The sequence below is a fragment of the Vreelandella venusta genome, from assembly GCF_007989605.1.
In the GTDB taxonomy this organism is placed as follows: domain Bacteria; phylum Pseudomonadota; class Gammaproteobacteria; order Pseudomonadales; family Halomonadaceae; genus Vreelandella; species Vreelandella venusta.
Genome location: NZ_BJUL01000026.1, coordinates 22,112 through 36,490 on the forward strand (window position 1 = coordinate 22,112; position 14,379 = coordinate 36,490).

The window sequence follows — 14,379 nt, forward strand, 5'->3', positions numbered from 1 at the left end:
TCCCTCTGGTTGCCGGTGTAGTTTATCAGCCGTTTCTCCCCACCCAGACTAAAGTCTAGAAAGACAACCCTTGTGTCTTTAAGTGAATCGATTCAGCATAGCCAACTAACCACAGATGACACGATTCATCCAGCGAAGCTCAACGCGCTACGACCAACGTTTAAGCATGATCACGCTGCAGACATTACCTCTGGCTGACAGCGTTTACAGGAGAACCCTATGTTAACTCTCGGCCCAGATGACATCTTGCTCGACCGCCATGCGGACGACTGGCAAGCTGCACTCGACATCGCCGCCAAGGCGCTAACGGATGCGGGTTTAGTTGAGGCCGAGTACCGTGATGGCCTCCATGCCCGTGAAGCGCAGTCGTCAACGTATCTTGGTAACGCGATTGCCATTCCACACGGCACGCCGGAAAGTCGCCAGCACGTAAAATATACCGGCGTGAGAGTACTGCAGCTCCCCAAAGGCGTTCAGTGGCACGACGGCCAGACAGTCTATGTTTTGGTGACGATAGCCGCGCAAAATGATGAGCACCTAGATATTCTGCGCCAGCTGACCCACGTCTTAGACCGCGAAGGCGTCGCCAATCAGCTCGCCAGCGCCAGCTCGGCTGTCGAGGTAGCGCGTTTACTTTCCAAGCCGGCGCTTGAGCCGCGCCTGGATGCCGATACGCTGTGCATTAACTTCCCCGCTCGCGACCCTCAAGAACTCTCCCTGGCCGCTGCCGCTCGGCTGCGCCAAAGTGGCTGCGTTGATAACGCTTTTATTAACGCCATCGCCAGTGCTTCCCCCCAATGGCTGGGCAAAGGATTTTGGTTGGCAAGCCACACCCAAGGGGTGACACAACCCGCACTAGGCGTTGCCACGCCAGCCGATCCTAAACTTGAGCATAGCGGCCACCCTGTCCACGCACTGTTCTGTTTAGCGGTCAGTGGCGATGCCCACCGCCCACTGCTGGAACAGCTACTAGCCATGCTGGAGAACGGCCAAAGTGACAGTTTGGTGGGCAAAAGCAGCGCACAGCTGCTGGCCACGCTGGCGGGTGAAACCGCCAGCACTCAGACTCGCCGCGTGCGCGTCTTGAACCCCCATGGCCTGCACGCCCGCCCGGCAAAACAGCTGGTACAGATCGCCCGCGCGCAATCAATATCGATTAATGTACGCCTTGAAGAAGGCAGTGCTTCCACGGTTTCTGCCGCCAGCCTGACCAAAGTGATTGGATTGGGAGCACGGCGTGGCCAGTGGCTGATCCTTTCTGCCGAAGGCGACCAGGCCAGTGCCGCGCTAGGCACAGTGGCCGCCGCCGTTGAAGACGGTCTAGGTGAGAAAGTAACGCCGTTCGACGGCGGTTTTGATACCAAGTCGGTGACTAACACGAGCAAGCCCGTTGAGCCGTTAGTCGTTGATGCGCCCCACACCGGCGTTGCCGCTTCGCCAGGCTTAGCCATTGCGCCGGTGTTTGTGATTCGCCCGATGCAGTTCGACTATGCTGAACACGCCAGCGATCCCGAACATGAAATTAGTCGCCTGAAAGTGGCACTCAAAGAAGGCGCCGCTCAACTACAGGCACTGGTGCACAACGCCCCTGGCGGCGAAGTGGCCGATATTCTCTCAATGCACGAAGAGATGCTCGACGACCCCGAGCTGCATCACGCTGCGATTGATGCGATTCGTGAAGGTCGTTCAGCAGAAGCCGGTTGGTGGAATGCTATTGAAACCGCCGCCCACGCCCAGGAAATGCTCGCCGACCGCCTATTGGCCGAGCGCGCCGCTGACCTGCGCGACGTAGGCCGCCGCGTACTGGGGGTATTGTGCGACGTCCAACTGCCCGAGCCACCTGACCACCCGTATATTCTGGTGATGGATGACATCGGCCCTTCCGACGTTGCCCGCCTGGATACCTCACGCGTACGCGGCCTGCTTACCGTGCGCGGCGGCGCCACCGCTCACAGTGCTATTCTGGCTCGTGCGCTGGGCATTCCCGCTGTTGTCGGTGCTGGTGAAGCCGTCATGGCGCTGCATAACGGCAGCATGATGATTCTGGACGGTGAACGAGGGCGGGTTACCTCACAGCCTTCCGAAGAGCGCCTGCAGCGCGCGGAACAACAGCTTCTCGACCAGCAACAGCGCGAAGCCGATGCCTGGAAGCTACGCTTTGAGCAAGCCCAAACCCGCGATGGGCATCGGGTAGAAGTGGCAGCCAATCTGGGTAACACCGCCCACGCCGCCGATGCGGTTGAACGCGGTGCCGAAGGCGTTGGCCTGCTGCGCACCGAGTTCCTGTTTATGGCCTACTCCAGCGCACCTGACCTAGCCACCCAAATTGCCGAGTACCGCGCAGCCACCGATGCCTTGGATGGCCGTCCGCTGGTCGCGCGTACTTTGGATGTAGGTGGCGACAAGCCATTGCCCTACTGGCCGGTTCCCCAGGAAGACAACCCATTTCTTGGCCTACGCGGCATTCGCCTGGCGCTGACGCAACCTGAGGTGCTGGAGACTCAAATCCGCGCGCTGCTGATGGCAGCTGTCGGCCGTCCGCTACGCATCATGCTGCCAATGGTTAAGGATGTCGCTGAATTCCGCGCCGCCAAAGTCATCTATGACCGCCTACTTAGCGAAATCCCGCCACAGCAGCGCGCCACTGATGTGCAACTGGGCGTGATGATTGAAGTGCCTTCCAGCGCACTGCTAGCACCTACGCTGGCGGCCGAGGTGGACTTCTTCTCTGTCGGCACTAACGATTTAACTCAGTACACCCTGGCCATCGACCGTGGTCACCCAGAGCTTTCTGCCCAGGCCGATGGCTTGCACCCCGCCGTGCTTCGTTTGATTCAAATGACCGTCGATGCCGCCCATGCCCACGGCAAATGGGTCGGCGTATGCGGCGAGCTTGCCTCGGACGCCATGGCCGTGCCAGTACTGGTAGGGTTAGGCGTTGATGAGCTTTCCGTCAGTGCGCGACAAATTCCGCTAGTCAAAGCTCGCCTGCGTGAATTTAATCTTGCCGATGCAAAAGCCACTGCCCAGCTAGCGCTAAGCAAAGCCACCAGCGATGAGGTGCGTGACGCCCTGGAGGCCCACTAATGGCCCAGGTAGTGTGCATTACACTCAACCCCGCGCTGGATTTAGCGTTCAACCTTGAAACGCTGACACTTGGCCATGTGAACCGCCCCCACAGCGCCCAGTTAGAAGCTGCGGGCAAAGGCGTTAACGTAGCACGCGTGCTGGCCAGCTTAGGCCATCAAGTAATTGTTAGCGGCTTTCTCGGCCAGGACAACGACGCACCGTTCAGCTTGGCATTCCCCCACTACGGCGTGGAAGATGCCTTTGTACGCGTACCCGGCAGCACGCGCATTAACGCCAAGCTGGCAGAACAGAGTGGCCGCGTCACTGATATTAACGGCCCCGGCATGCCGATTGAGGCTGCCCATTTAAATGCCTTACGAACGACCCTAGACGATTTGTTTCAGCGCCTCGCCCCGCCCCAAGCGGTCGTCGTTGCCGGTAGCCTTCCACCGGGTATCGATCAACCGCTGTTTGCTGAACTACTGACCACCCTAAAAAGCTATGGCGTACCACTTTGGATAGACACCAGCGGCCCAGCACTGCTGACCGCCATTGCTGCTCAGCCTGCGGCTGTGAAACCTAACGAAACGGAACTCGCCGACTGGGCTGGCAGCGCGCTAGATTCAAATCAGCAGCGCCAGATCGCCGCCGAGCGACTGCACGCCAGCGGCATAGAGCACGCCCTGATTTCCGCAGGCTCAGAGGGCGTTTTATGGGCTAGCTCACAGGGCACTTGGCAAGCTACCCCACCTAGCGTAAACGCCACCAATACCGTTTGTGCGGGCGACACCTTTGTGGCAGGCATGCTCCATGGGCTGCTCAGCGACTTCGCCCCGCAAGACACCCTTCGCTTCGCAACGGCACTCTCTGCCGAAGCGGTTCGCCACGTCGGCGTGGGCACCCCCCACGCCGACGACTTTGACTTACTCCAACAACAGACTTTGGTACGGCGTCTTGACGACACCATCACCAAGGGAGCTACGCGATGAAGCTTATTCTAATTACCGCCTGCCCCAGCGGCATGGCGACTACCTTTTTGGCCGCCAAGCGCCTTGAGCAAGCGGCCACGCGGATGGGCTGGAGCGCCCATGTGGAAATGCACGGCGAAATTGCGCCGCTGCAGGCCGCCACCGCCGAACAAATTGCTCATGCCGATCTGATCGTGGTCGCTGCCGATCATGTTCCTGCCCCAGAACGTTTTGAAGGCAAACGACTTTTCCAGGCGCCGATTGCCAGCGCCCTGCCCGACCCCAGCGCCTTTTTAACTCAAGCCAAGCGTGAAGCACCGATTTACACTGCTCCTGCAACCCCTACCGCTGCTGACACTCCGGCGAGCAATACGGGTAGCAAGAAGATTGTCGCTGTTACTGCCTGCCCCACCGGTGTTGCTCATACCTTTATGGCCGCTGAAGCGCTAGCCGAAGCAGGCAAAGCCATGGGACATGCCATTCGCGTGGAAACCCAAGGCTCAGTGGGCGCTCAGGATCATTTAACCGAACAGGAGATCGCCGACGCCGATGTGGTCGTACTGGCCTGCGATATCGACGTTGACCCAGCGCGGTTTGCAGGTAAGCGCATCTACCGCACCTCAACCGGCAATGCGCTAAAAAAGCCACGTCCCACGCTGGAAGCTGCTCTTGTTGATGCTAGCGTAGAAAACGCCAACAGCGCTTCGGGCAACGCCAATAAGAGTGTTAAAGAGAAAGGCGTTTATAAGCACCTACTCACTGGCGTGTCGTTCATGTTGCCCATGGTGGTAGCGGGCGGCTTGCTGATTGCGCTGTCGTTTGTTTTCGGCATTGAAGCCTTTGAGCAGCAAGGCACACTGGCCGCTGCGCTTATGCAAATTGGCGGTGGTACCGCCTTCGCGCTAATGATTCCGGTGCTGGCAGGTTATATTGCCTACTCCATCGCCGACCGCCCCGGTATTGCTCCAGGTATGATTGGCGGTATGTTGGCGGCCGACATTGGCTCCGGGTTTATCGGCGGCATTTTGGCAGGCTTCCTGGCAGGCTACGTAGCCCTCGCGGTGACCCGCTACGTTAAGCTGCCCTCCAGCGTTGAATCGCTCAAGCCTATTCTGATTATCCCGCTGGTGGCCAGTCTGGTCACCGGTCTGACGATGATCTATGTGATTGGCGAGCCTGTCGCTGCATTGCTGAATGCACTGACCAGCTTCCTGGCCTCTATGGATTCTACTAACGCGGTGCTGCTGGGCATTCTATTGGGCGCCATGATGTGCTTCGATTTGGGCGGCCCCGTCAACAAAGCAGCCTATACCTTCGGCGTGGGCTTGTTGGCTTCAGAAACCTACGGCCCAATGGCAGCCATTATGGCGGCAGGCATGGTGCCAGCGATTGGCATGGGTATTGCCAGTTTCGTAGCGCGCAATAAATTTTCCGAACCAGAACGGGAAGCAGGAAAAGCTTCGTTTGTACTCGGCTTTTGCTTTATTAGTGAAGGCGCCATTCCCTTCGCGGCGAAAGACCCGTTGCGGGTTATCCCCGCGTGCATGGTGGGCGGTGCGATCACCGGTGCGCTTTCCATGCTGGTAGGCGCGAAACTAATGGCACCTCACGGGGGTATCTTTGTGCTGCTGATTCCCAACGCCATCACTCCTGCACTACTCTACCTTGGCGCGATTATCATCGGCTCGCTGGTAACCGGTTTAGGCTATGCCTTTATCAAACGCGGCGCCGCTCACGTCGCCGTCACCAGCTAAACGCTTGAACCTCAGTACTGGGCAGGCTGCCGCCTGTCCAGCGCCTCTTTGGCGATGCACCTCCCTCCTCAACCCCACGCCAGCAACGGTTTATTACTAATCTTTTAACCATAAATCGCTTAACAGTTGCTTAAATCGGGGTTTTATGTAGTATTTTTACCTAAATAAAGCCATAAATAGTACAAAGCACGAGCCAGCAATAGAGCGCTCGTCACTTAATAATGATCTAAAACAACAGGACCGCCTTCTATGTTTCAACTCACTCGCAGCGTTACTTGGCAGGCACTTGAACGCCTGCGCGACAAAACCGCCAACGACCGCATTCGTGATTACTTCACCAATGACCCGCAGCGCTTTGAAAAAATGAGCCTACGGGTGGGCGGCCTGTTCCTGGATTACTCCAAACATCACGTGTCTGATGAGGTACTCGCCAAACTAATTGAGTTGGCCGACCACTCTGCCCTGGTTCAACGTCGTGCACAGATGTTCTCTGGCGATATTATCAATGTCACCGAAAATCGCCCGGTACTCCACACCGCACTGCGTAATTTAAGCGATGAACCGGTACATGTAGACGGCAATGACGTGATGCCGGAAATCAACCGCACCCGGGAACAAATCAAGCAGTTCTCAGAAGCGGTGAGAAACGGTGAGTGGAAAGGCTATAACGGCCAGCGCATCAAAGACGTGGTCAATATTGGCATTGGTGGCTCAGACCTCGGCCCCAATATGGCCGTACGCGCGCTACTCAAATACCGCCACCCGGAACTGCACTTCCACTTCGTGTCCAACGTCGATGGCACCCATATTCAGAAGGTGCTTTCACGACTAGACCCGGCGACCACGCTGTTTATCGTTTCCACCAAAACCTTCTCTACCCAGGAAACCCTGCTTAACGCCAAAACCGCACGGCGCTGGTTCGTGGAAAATGCCGGTGAAGATGCCGACGTAGGCGCCCACTTTATTGCCGCTTCCACTAACCGCAAAGCGGCGATGGAATTCGGCATTCGTGAAGAGAACGTGTTCGAGTTTTGGGCCTGGGTGGGCGGTCGCTACTCCATGTGGTCGTCTATCGGGCTACCGATTGCGCTTTCGATTGGTTTTGAAGGCTTTATCGAGCTGCTGAAAGGCGCCCATGAGATGGATCGCCACTTTATAGAAGCGCCCTTCGCGCAGAATATGCCCGTTCTGATGGCCTTGATTGGTATCTGGTACATCAACTTTATTGGCGCCGAAACCCAGGCCATCGTGCCCTACGATCAAGCCTTGAACCAACTACCTTCGTTCCTGCAGCAGTTGGATATGGAGTCTAACGGCAAGTCAGTCGATATTTTTGGCCATCCGGTTAACTACAAAACCGGCCCGATTGTCTGGGGGCAAACAGGCTCCAACGGTCAGCACGCTTTCTTCCAGCTACTACACCAGGGCACCCGCTATGTGCCGATTGATTTTATTGCCTCGCTAAAACCCGAGCCCGGCGTGGAAGACCACCACTTCGCCTTGCTCACCAATATGCTCGCCCAAGCCAACGCCTTTATGGAAGGCAGCCAAGGGGACAGCAAAGAGCTTAGCCAGCACGACCCCTACAGCTGCCCCGGCAACCGCCCTTCCAGCACGCTGCTACTGGATGAGCTAACGCCAAAAAATCTGGGCGCGCTGATTGCCCTCTACGAACACAAGGTGTTTGTGCAAGGCGTTATCTGGAATATCAACTCGTTTGATCAGTGGGGTGTGCAGCTTGGCAAACGCATTGCCGGTGAAATCAGCGAGCGCATCGATACCAACGCCGCCGACTTCGACACCTCAACACAAGGTCTCCTGGAGCTGGTACGCGCTCATTTTCCTGGCGACAGCAGCGCAAAGCAAAGCGCGACAGCCAGTACTGATAAAAAGCAGGCAAGGAAGAAGCGTTAAGCGAAGAGTTGGAGAAAAACTAGATAAGCAAACGCCTTGGCTGGAAAGCCAAGGCGTTTTTGGTTTGATCTTTGATGCCAGTATCGACACTGGTTGAAAGCGATCATAAGCATCGAGCCACCTAAATTAATCCGGCGCAAATTGCTCGAAGACCTGCTGTCCGGTCATTTTCTCAGTCTGGTTGTTAAGCTCGTAATAGTCGGGCTTCTCATCAATAAATATTTCGCTGGTGAGTTGGAACGTCTGCTCCTGGAACAGGCCTGCTGGGAGAATATACTCATTGCTGGGGAGCAGATGATAGAACAGATGCGTCCCACAGGTTGCACAGAAGCCCCGCTCCGCCCAATCAGACGAGCGGTAGGCGACAGGCTCAGCGCCAGAGAACTCTACCGGACCGCCGCAATGCACGGCGAACATAGGCCCGCCCGACCAGCGCCGACATAGTGAGCAATGACAAACGCTGACCTGCTCGTGGCTAGGCGCAGACACTTCGATGGAACCGCAAAGACATGTGCCTTTCATGGCAAACTCCTTTACCGTTAGCCCCCATGGCAGCTGCTCTTGCGATGCTGGCGAGAGCTAGGCCACGGTAGGCTCATTGAACAATATTCTATTGGAAAACGGATCGACCACTTCAAACACTCTATCGCCCCACGGAGCTGTAGTTATTTCAGGGCGGCTAAACTTGTAACCACGGGATAGAATATCGCGGTATAAGCCTTCAAGATCATCAGTATTCACAAACGTTTTAGCGCCAGGGGAGCAATCCCCAGAGTGTTCGCTGAGGTGAAAAACCAGATCACCTCGAGATACCTGCATATAGACAGGAAAGTCTGCTTCGAAGCGATGCTCCCAATCAAGCGACATCCCCAAAAACTCAAGATAGAACGCCTTGGCTTTAGATTCATCAAAAATTCGTATAATCGGAATGGCTTGAAAATGCACTTATGCTCTCCTGACAAACAGCGCTTTAACTAACCTTAAGTGTTCGATTTAAACAGGCGCAGAGCTGCTCTCTATGCCATAGGTTTGGCGTATATACTCAACGGCTTCAGCCATGCCACTAAGCACCGCTGTCGCTGAATGAAAGTTTTGCTGTTGAGACATTTCCGTGGGTAATGCCAAGCAGCTTATGCCAGCCCGAAAGGCGGCTTCAAGACCATGTTGTGTATCTTCAATGGCGAGACACTCATCCGCAGCAACGCCAAGTCGTTGCAGAGCCAGAAGATAGCATTCAGGTGCGGGCTTGCTGTTTCGGACATCATCGTTAGAAACAACCGTCAAGAACTTATCTTCAAACCCACTGGCCTGCAGCGTTCTTTGAACACCATTTGCACTAGCGCCTGTCACCACTGCCAGCTTCAAACCCGCACTGTGGAAGTAAGCAATCGCCTCTCGTACGCCAGGCATTAGCGGGAATGCCTGACTAGCAAGGTAGTCCTGCGTCGCAGCGTTCTTCGCTTCTATAAGTTGATCAGGGGACACATCAATCCCAAACCTCTGCACCAAATCCACGGCATTGGCACGCGTTGGTAAGCCTGCATAGTGGGCTTTGTACTGCTGCTCGGACAATTCAACGCCATATTGGCTCAGAATAGGTATCCACATTTGAAAATGGATATGTTCAGAACTGACGATCGTCCCATCGTGATCTAGCAAAATTGCGCGAAGTGCCACATGACCTCCTAGAAATAGAGCGTTTACGAGTAAGTTACTTACCCACGGCCTTGAAAAAACCAAAACACTAAGGTTCTAACCTTGCCCTCAACAACTCTTTAGCAATTGCCTTGGCTTTTACAGCCGCTTTTAGATCCCCCATAACGTGGGCTTGGACGGTCGCTCCTTCTTTTAAAGTAGCTACCGCTTCCGACAACATAGTCACCGTCTTTTCATCAACGAATATTTGTGACATATACCCGCTTATCAAGCCAAGCATGGCTCTTTTATGGCTAGCGCACTGTTGATGTACGGGATGATTTAAGTCACTGAATTCAGCACTAACATTGATGAAATAACAGCCATGGAAAGGATAAATTAGCGTTTCTCTCTCATTAAACCAATCATCCAACGCATCGAACAAAGCAAAAATTGCGCTTTGTCCATCAGGTGCGCCCTGGGTGCGCCCTTCAATCCAGGAAAAAAATTGCCGATCACGATAGTCAACCGTTGCAGCGATCAGGGCTTCTTTGCTGGAAAAATGATGGTACAGCGTTTTTTTTGCCACGCCTGATTCAGCGATGATCCGGTTAATACCAATGGCATGCACCCCGTGGCGGTAAAACAGCCCAAAGGCGACCGAAACTAACTGCTCTCTTCTGTCCACAGCACAACCTCACCTTCATTTTACGAGCAGCATAATATTGACGCGCAGAGACCGATCTGTCTACTATAGTCAAAAAAGGAGACAGATCGGTCTCCATTGCCTTAACTCTTTCGCCCAAGGATCCATTTATGAGAATTTCCCTGTATTTACCTGCTCAACAGAAAGCAGCCCTGCTCGCTGGCATTGGAGCGACTGGATGCATCACAGCACTCAGCTTGCTAAGTTCACACAGTGACGCGTTATGGCTAATGGCCCCCTTTGGCGCCACCATGGTGATACTGTTTGGACTACCCGCTAGCCCATTAGCCCAACCACGCAACGTGATTGCGGGTCACTTAATAACGGCGGCGTTAGGACTGATGGTGGCTCATTTTTTTGGCGTTCATGAATGGACGCTGGGCCTGGCAGTCGGTTTATCGATAGTCGCTATGATGCTTACCCACACCATCCACCCACCTGCAGGTGCTAATCCCCTACTGATTATGCTAGCGGGAGAGCACTGGCATTTTTTGATCACTCCCGTGGCGTCTGGAGCCCTTCTAATTGTGGGATTCGGATACGTGTATCACCGGTTTGTTTCAGGGCAACCGTACCCCAAGCAATGGTTTTAGTAGAAGAGGATCGTAGTGCAGAACGAGTGTTCGTAAGCGAAAATCTTAATCCGTTTGTTCGTGGCATGCTTAGCTGTGCTTTTGAGTGCATTTATTAGCACTCACAAACCACTGCCCGCATACTTTATCTTCTTATATAGCTCACTGATAAAATTGACTCCCACTATCAAGCCCACACCAAGAGCAATGACGACGAGAGAACCATAGGCAATACTACCTGACCAGATCCACTGACTAATCGCTGTGCCAATATGTTGCAAAGTGAGATAAACACCTATCAGAAAACTACCTGCACGGACTAAGCCTAGTTCGTGCAGTGATAACTGAGAGTCAGCGTTATTAGCTGGATGAATTTTATTAGCCAGCGGTTCTGCCACTAGCCAAAGTACAGCGCCGACAATAAGAGGCATAACAATCATTGCTATCAGGGTGACTAACCACTCGTCATATGATTCTGTCGAGCCTGGGCCAAACAGCATCGGCGCTAGGGCAAGTAGCGGATTAAGCGCAATATACAGCGCTAAAATGCGTAACAAGATAATAGAGAAAGTTTTCATAGAATATGTTCACACTCCCTGTGATTTACATCGATATAAACGCCACATGATGAATATCGGGGGCTGACGATATTATCCTAGTTATTTATCACCACTATTTCACTTAAAACAGTGACCTCTCTTCAAGCGCACTTAGCCAAGGAGCATCTGAAACATAAAAAATACCCCTTGGCACTTTCGGGCCAAGGGATATCGGTTACGTCAGCAACATCGCCTCGTTTTTCAGTTCGACGCGCAGGCCTACTACCCGGTCGATGGCTTACAGGCTGTAAGAATGCTAGCGCTTGAACATATCATCCAGGCGATTGGCAAACAGTACATCACGCATCCAGCCTTTCAACTGGTCATGATCGGCTTGCACAAGCTGCGCTTCTACCCAGTCAGGCACCTCACCAAACTTGAATGTGAGCTGGGTGCGTACTACCTCGCGCGCTTCAGTCAAACGTCCTTCTTGCCGTCCTTCCAGGCGTTCTTTCTTGACCAGGTTCTCTAAATTCTCTGCCAACATGTCTTTATCCTCCATCAAGCTGTCAAGCCGATCCAGGTTGACCTCTGTGCCCAGCCGATACAAATGTCGCTTGAGCCAGCGGGTAATGATCCGGTCGATACGCTCCTTGTTGGGCTCAGCCTGGATGATCGCCACCACCCGATCCACGGCGTTCTGTAGGGCTTCCCAACTTTCTCCGGCATTTTCCACACCGAATACACCGCTGAGCGGTGTCTGGCGTAAGCCCAATTCTTCATTAGTATAGCGCCCTTCATCGACCAGAAAATAGCGCAGGCGCGGTTGATAGACCTGCAGAAAACTCGGCGGTTCCGGCTGCACTATCTCGTAGATATCCAGCGGGGCTGTCCAGGGCTTTGAACCGTTGTACAGCACCACCGGAAACACCGGTGGCAGGCCTTGGCTGGGCGTAATGACCTTCTGTTTGAGTAGTTCGCTGTAAAAGCAGGCGACATAGTGCATCAGCCGAATCGGCATGCTGCGATCAACCGCTGACTGGAACTCTAGGAGGATGTACAAAAATACCTCCTGCGTCATGCCCTGCCAAGTGACTTCCACCGACCACACCACGTCTTCGATCTTCTCTTCGAACAGCGGTGTGATGTAATGACCACTGTGCTTCTTGAGAGTCGTGAAATTCATTAACCCGGCAATTTCAGGCGGGGCAAAGCCTTCTATTAGTTGCTCAACGAACTCGGGGTGGCTAAATAGCTCTTTATAGCCCGTATCATGGTGATGAGTCGCCATAATGTGTCCCTGTTAATCGTAACAACGTCAGAATACCATGGAGAGCGATAGTCAACGTACCGCATGATTGATATGTAGTGATTCAATAAAATCAGAAATAAATGCGATATTTGCCGCAAAAGCTGATCAGCTTTTACAGTTTGATAGTGCCTATTGATTGAACACAGCGCGTACCTGCTCACCTAAAAAAACCCCCTTGGCACTTGCGAGCCAAGGGGGATCAGTTAAGCCTGTAACAGTAGTGGGTGACCTTAGAAGTGCCACTCCAGATTAAAGGTCATGGCATCGGTATCGACACCCGGTTGGCTGTGATTTCCGAATTTGTTGCGCCAATACTCATAACCGACGCCCATCCATAAGGAGTTTTCCGCGCCCCATGCAACCTGCCCGACGTCTAGCATTAACGAGGTGCGCATTAACTGCTCAGGCTCGGTCGCTTCGCCAAAGTAGTCGTCTCCTTTTTCGCTATTGTAGTTATAGAATCCTTGGAATTTTAACGGCAGCGCCGCCGCTTCAAACGGCAGCCCCCAGGCCAAGTTAATTTGGTAATAGGGATCAAACGAAATACTGTTCTGATTTTCTGGCAGTCCACAAGGTGGCAAGCCGCAATGGTTCCACTCACGGTTATAGAACAGGCTTAGATCCACAAAGCCTCTCGGCACATCAAATTTAAACGTTGGCCCCACTACTAATTGGCGTTTACGTGGTGCAAAACCAGTATTTTTGGTGTTTAGGTCAAACCCAAACGTCAGTGCCGTGTCTTTGACGGGCCCGAAAGCGATGGGCTCATTGAATACGCCGCCCCCATGGAGTTGATGACGGTATGTCAGATAGGCTTCCGTCGCCCCTGAGTCACTGTTATTGGCGGGGTCTTGGCTGCTGGACTGAAGCACGTCCAGATTTAAAAAGTTTTGGCCCAGTGAGTAACCACTAACATGGGTAAACTGGAGAATATGCTTCTCTATGTTCTCTGGGTTATTCGGCTCGGTAAACTGCGTTCCATAGCGATACCCCACGGACGTATCACTCCATGTCGCTGCCTGGGCACCTGCCGAGATAGTGCCAAGAGAAGCGCCTATCGCCAGATACGTTACCACTACTCGATTGCTCTTCAACATGCAAAACCCTTTGTTGTTTGATTTTGTTTTTAGACATCTTTCTAAGCGCCCTTCTATAAGGACCTTCCTAACGCCGTTATGCCCGCTTTTCGCTGGTGCGGTAGCGATTTTTTTGCGGAAACGGCACTTCTTAGAGTACATTTAGCAATATTTATTGTATACAATAATACAGATAAACAAATACAAATGGAGGATACAATGTCGCGTATTTTAGAAGCAGCTCGCCCCAGCCGCCTAGGCTTAGACGCCTTTCTTGAGCATTACGGGGACGTTTTTGAACATTCACCCTGGGTAGCCGAAACCGCTTGGAAACAGGGGTTTACCGACCAACACGATGACCCAGATGTGCTAGCTGACTGCATGGGCAATGTGCTTAAGGGTGCTGATATTGATCAGCAAATTGCTGTCATCCGCGCTCACCCAGACCTTGCCGGGAAAGCAGCTCTCGCGGGCGAGCTAACCCAGGATTCCACTCGCGAACAGGCTGGTGCGGGGCTAGATCAATGCTCAGCCGAAGAGTTTGAACGCTTTCAACGCCTCAATCAGGCCTATCAAGATAAGTTCGGTTTCCCCTTTGTGATTGCTGTTAAAGGGCTTGATCGACACGCCATCCTTTACGCGTTCGAAAAGCGCCTTGAAAACGACGCCGCTACCGAGCGTCAAACCGCTATTGAGCAAATCATCCAGATAGCGCGCTTTCGCCTGCACATGCGTGCGGCCGAGGCAGCGTAATTCTCACGCGCTTAGCGCTTCTATTTTCCTTTCAGCCTGACCTGTGGTGCTCGGCCCTTCAGGCTGTGAGGCTTACCTTTT

The 14,379-nt window shown here is 53.5% G+C and carries 13 protein-coding genes; 6 read left to right on the plus strand and 7 right to left on the minus strand.

Annotated elements, in window-relative coordinates:
* The first annotated feature begins 219 nt into the window (after positions 1 to 219).
* The 4 genes from ptsP (at position 220) to pgi (ending at position 7,705) form a co-directional block, all read left to right on the plus strand.
* A complete protein-coding gene (gene ptsP / locus HVE01_RS18240) occupies positions 220 to 3,087 on the plus strand; it encodes a phosphoenolpyruvate--protein phosphotransferase (RefSeq protein ID WP_146945295.1) in 2,868 nt (955 codons plus the stop codon).
* Entirely contained in the window at positions 3,087 to 4,058 is a 972-nt protein-coding gene (pfkB, locus tag HVE01_RS18245; RefSeq protein ID WP_146945296.1) for a 1-phosphofructokinase, read from the plus strand. The genes ptsP and pfkB overlap by 1 nt, the downstream gene beginning before the upstream one ends.
* On the plus strand, positions 4,055 to 5,791 hold the full coding sequence (locus HVE01_RS18250; RefSeq protein ID WP_146945297.1) for a PTS fructose-like transporter subunit IIB: 1,737 nt from the start codon (positions 4,055 to 4,057) through the stop codon (positions 5,789 to 5,791). Before pfkB ends, HVE01_RS18250 begins: the two co-directional genes overlap by 4 nt.
* A 249-nt stretch (positions 5,792 to 6,040) precedes the next feature.
* Positions 6,041 to 7,705, plus strand: a complete 1,665-nt coding sequence (pgi, locus tag HVE01_RS18255) for a glucose-6-phosphate isomerase (RefSeq protein ID WP_146945298.1) — start codon at positions 6,041 to 6,043, stop codon at positions 7,703 to 7,705.
* A 126-nt stretch (positions 7,706 to 7,831) separates the two neighbouring features.
* On the opposite strand, the gene HVE01_RS18260 is transcribed toward pgi, so the two are convergent.
* The 4 genes from HVE01_RS18260 to HVE01_RS18275 all read right to left on the minus strand — a co-directional run bounded on the left by HVE01_RS18260 (position 7,832) and on the right by HVE01_RS18275 (position 10,028).
* Positions 7,832 to 8,227, minus strand: a complete 396-nt coding sequence (locus tag HVE01_RS18260) for a GFA family protein (RefSeq protein ID WP_125747032.1) — start codon at positions 8,225 to 8,227, stop codon at positions 7,832 to 7,834.
* Positions 8,228 to 8,284: 57 nt separating this feature from the next.
* Positions 8,285 to 8,650 (minus strand): glyoxalase superfamily protein, encoded by a 366-nt coding sequence (locus HVE01_RS18265; RefSeq protein ID WP_146945299.1) that lies wholly within the window; start codon positions 8,648 to 8,650, stop codon positions 8,285 to 8,287.
* Positions 8,651 to 8,698: 48 nt separating this feature from the next.
* Entirely contained in the window at positions 8,699 to 9,382 is a 684-nt protein-coding gene (locus HVE01_RS18270; RefSeq protein ID WP_186808873.1) for an HAD family hydrolase, read from the minus strand.
* Between the two features lie 67 nt (positions 9,383 to 9,449).
* Positions 9,450 to 10,028, minus strand: coding sequence for a TetR/AcrR family transcriptional regulator (locus tag HVE01_RS18275; protein ID WP_146945301.1), 579 nt, complete (start codon positions 10,026 to 10,028; stop codon positions 9,450 to 9,452).
* A 128-nt stretch (positions 10,029 to 10,156) separates the two neighbouring features.
* Between HVE01_RS18275 and HVE01_RS18280 the strand changes: the two genes are divergently transcribed.
* Positions 10,157 to 10,639, plus strand: a complete 483-nt coding sequence (locus tag HVE01_RS18280) for an HPP family protein (protein WP_125747023.1) — start codon at positions 10,157 to 10,159, stop codon at positions 10,637 to 10,639.
* 101 nt (positions 10,640 to 10,740) lie between these two features.
* Here the strand turns inward: HVE01_RS18280 and HVE01_RS18285 are convergent, their stop codons facing one another.
* The 3 genes from HVE01_RS18285 to HVE01_RS18295 form a co-directional block, all read right to left on the minus strand.
* Complete coding sequence (locus HVE01_RS18285; RefSeq protein WP_125747021.1) at positions 10,741 to 11,196, minus strand: hypothetical protein; 456 nt, start codon at positions 11,194 to 11,196, stop codon at positions 10,741 to 10,743.
* A gap of 277 nt (positions 11,197 to 11,473) precedes the next feature.
* Entirely contained in the window at positions 11,474 to 12,448 is a 975-nt protein-coding gene (locus HVE01_RS18290; RefSeq protein ID WP_146945302.1) for an Rpn family recombination-promoting nuclease/putative transposase, read from the minus strand.
* 251 nt (positions 12,449 to 12,699) lie between these two features.
* Positions 12,700 to 13,566, minus strand: a complete 867-nt coding sequence (locus HVE01_RS18295; protein ID WP_186808874.1) for a hypothetical protein — start codon at positions 13,564 to 13,566, stop codon at positions 12,700 to 12,702.
* Between the two features lie 198 nt (positions 13,567 to 13,764).
* Here HVE01_RS18295 and uraD point away from each other — a divergent pair, with 198 nt between their 5' ends.
* The gene (uraD, locus tag HVE01_RS18300) at positions 13,765 to 14,298 is read left to right on the plus strand and encodes a 2-oxo-4-hydroxy-4-carboxy-5-ureidoimidazoline decarboxylase (protein ID WP_125747017.1); all 534 of its coding nucleotides are present in this window, start codon (positions 13,765 to 13,767) and stop codon (positions 14,296 to 14,298) included.
* Positions 14,299 to 14,379: the final 81 nt, after the last annotated feature.

Coding starts and splice junctions, on each gene's coding strand:
- ptsP (WP_146945295.1), top strand. CDS start 220: ATGTTAACTCTCGGCCCAGATGACATCTTGCTCGACCGCCATGCGGAC.
- pfkB (WP_146945296.1), top strand. CDS start 3,087: ATGGCCCAGGTAGTGTGCATTACACTCAACCCCGCGCTGGATTTAGCG.
- HVE01_RS18250 (WP_146945297.1), top strand. CDS start 4,055: ATGAAGCTTATTCTAATTACCGCCTGCCCCAGCGGCATGGCGACTACC.
- pgi (WP_146945298.1), top strand. CDS start 6,041: ATGTTTCAACTCACTCGCAGCGTTACTTGGCAGGCACTTGAACGCCTG.
- HVE01_RS18260 (WP_125747032.1), bottom strand. CDS start 8,227: ATGAAAGGCACATGTCTTTGCGGTTCCATCGAAGTGTCTGCGCCTAGC.
- HVE01_RS18280 (WP_125747023.1), top strand. CDS start 10,157: ATGAGAATTTCCCTGTATTTACCTGCTCAACAGAAAGCAGCCCTGCTC.
- HVE01_RS18285 (WP_125747021.1), bottom strand. CDS start 11,196: ATGAAAACTTTCTCTATTATCTTGTTACGCATTTTAGCGCTGTATATT.
- HVE01_RS18290 (WP_146945302.1), bottom strand. CDS start 12,448: ATGGCGACTCATCACCATGATACGGGCTATAAAGAGCTATTTAGCCAC.
- HVE01_RS18295 (WP_186808874.1), bottom strand. CDS start 13,566: ATGTTGAAGAGCAATCGAGTAGTGGTAACGTATCTGGCGATAGGCGCT.
- uraD (WP_125747017.1), top strand. CDS start 13,765: ATGTCGCGTATTTTAGAAGCAGCTCGCCCCAGCCGCCTAGGCTTAGAC.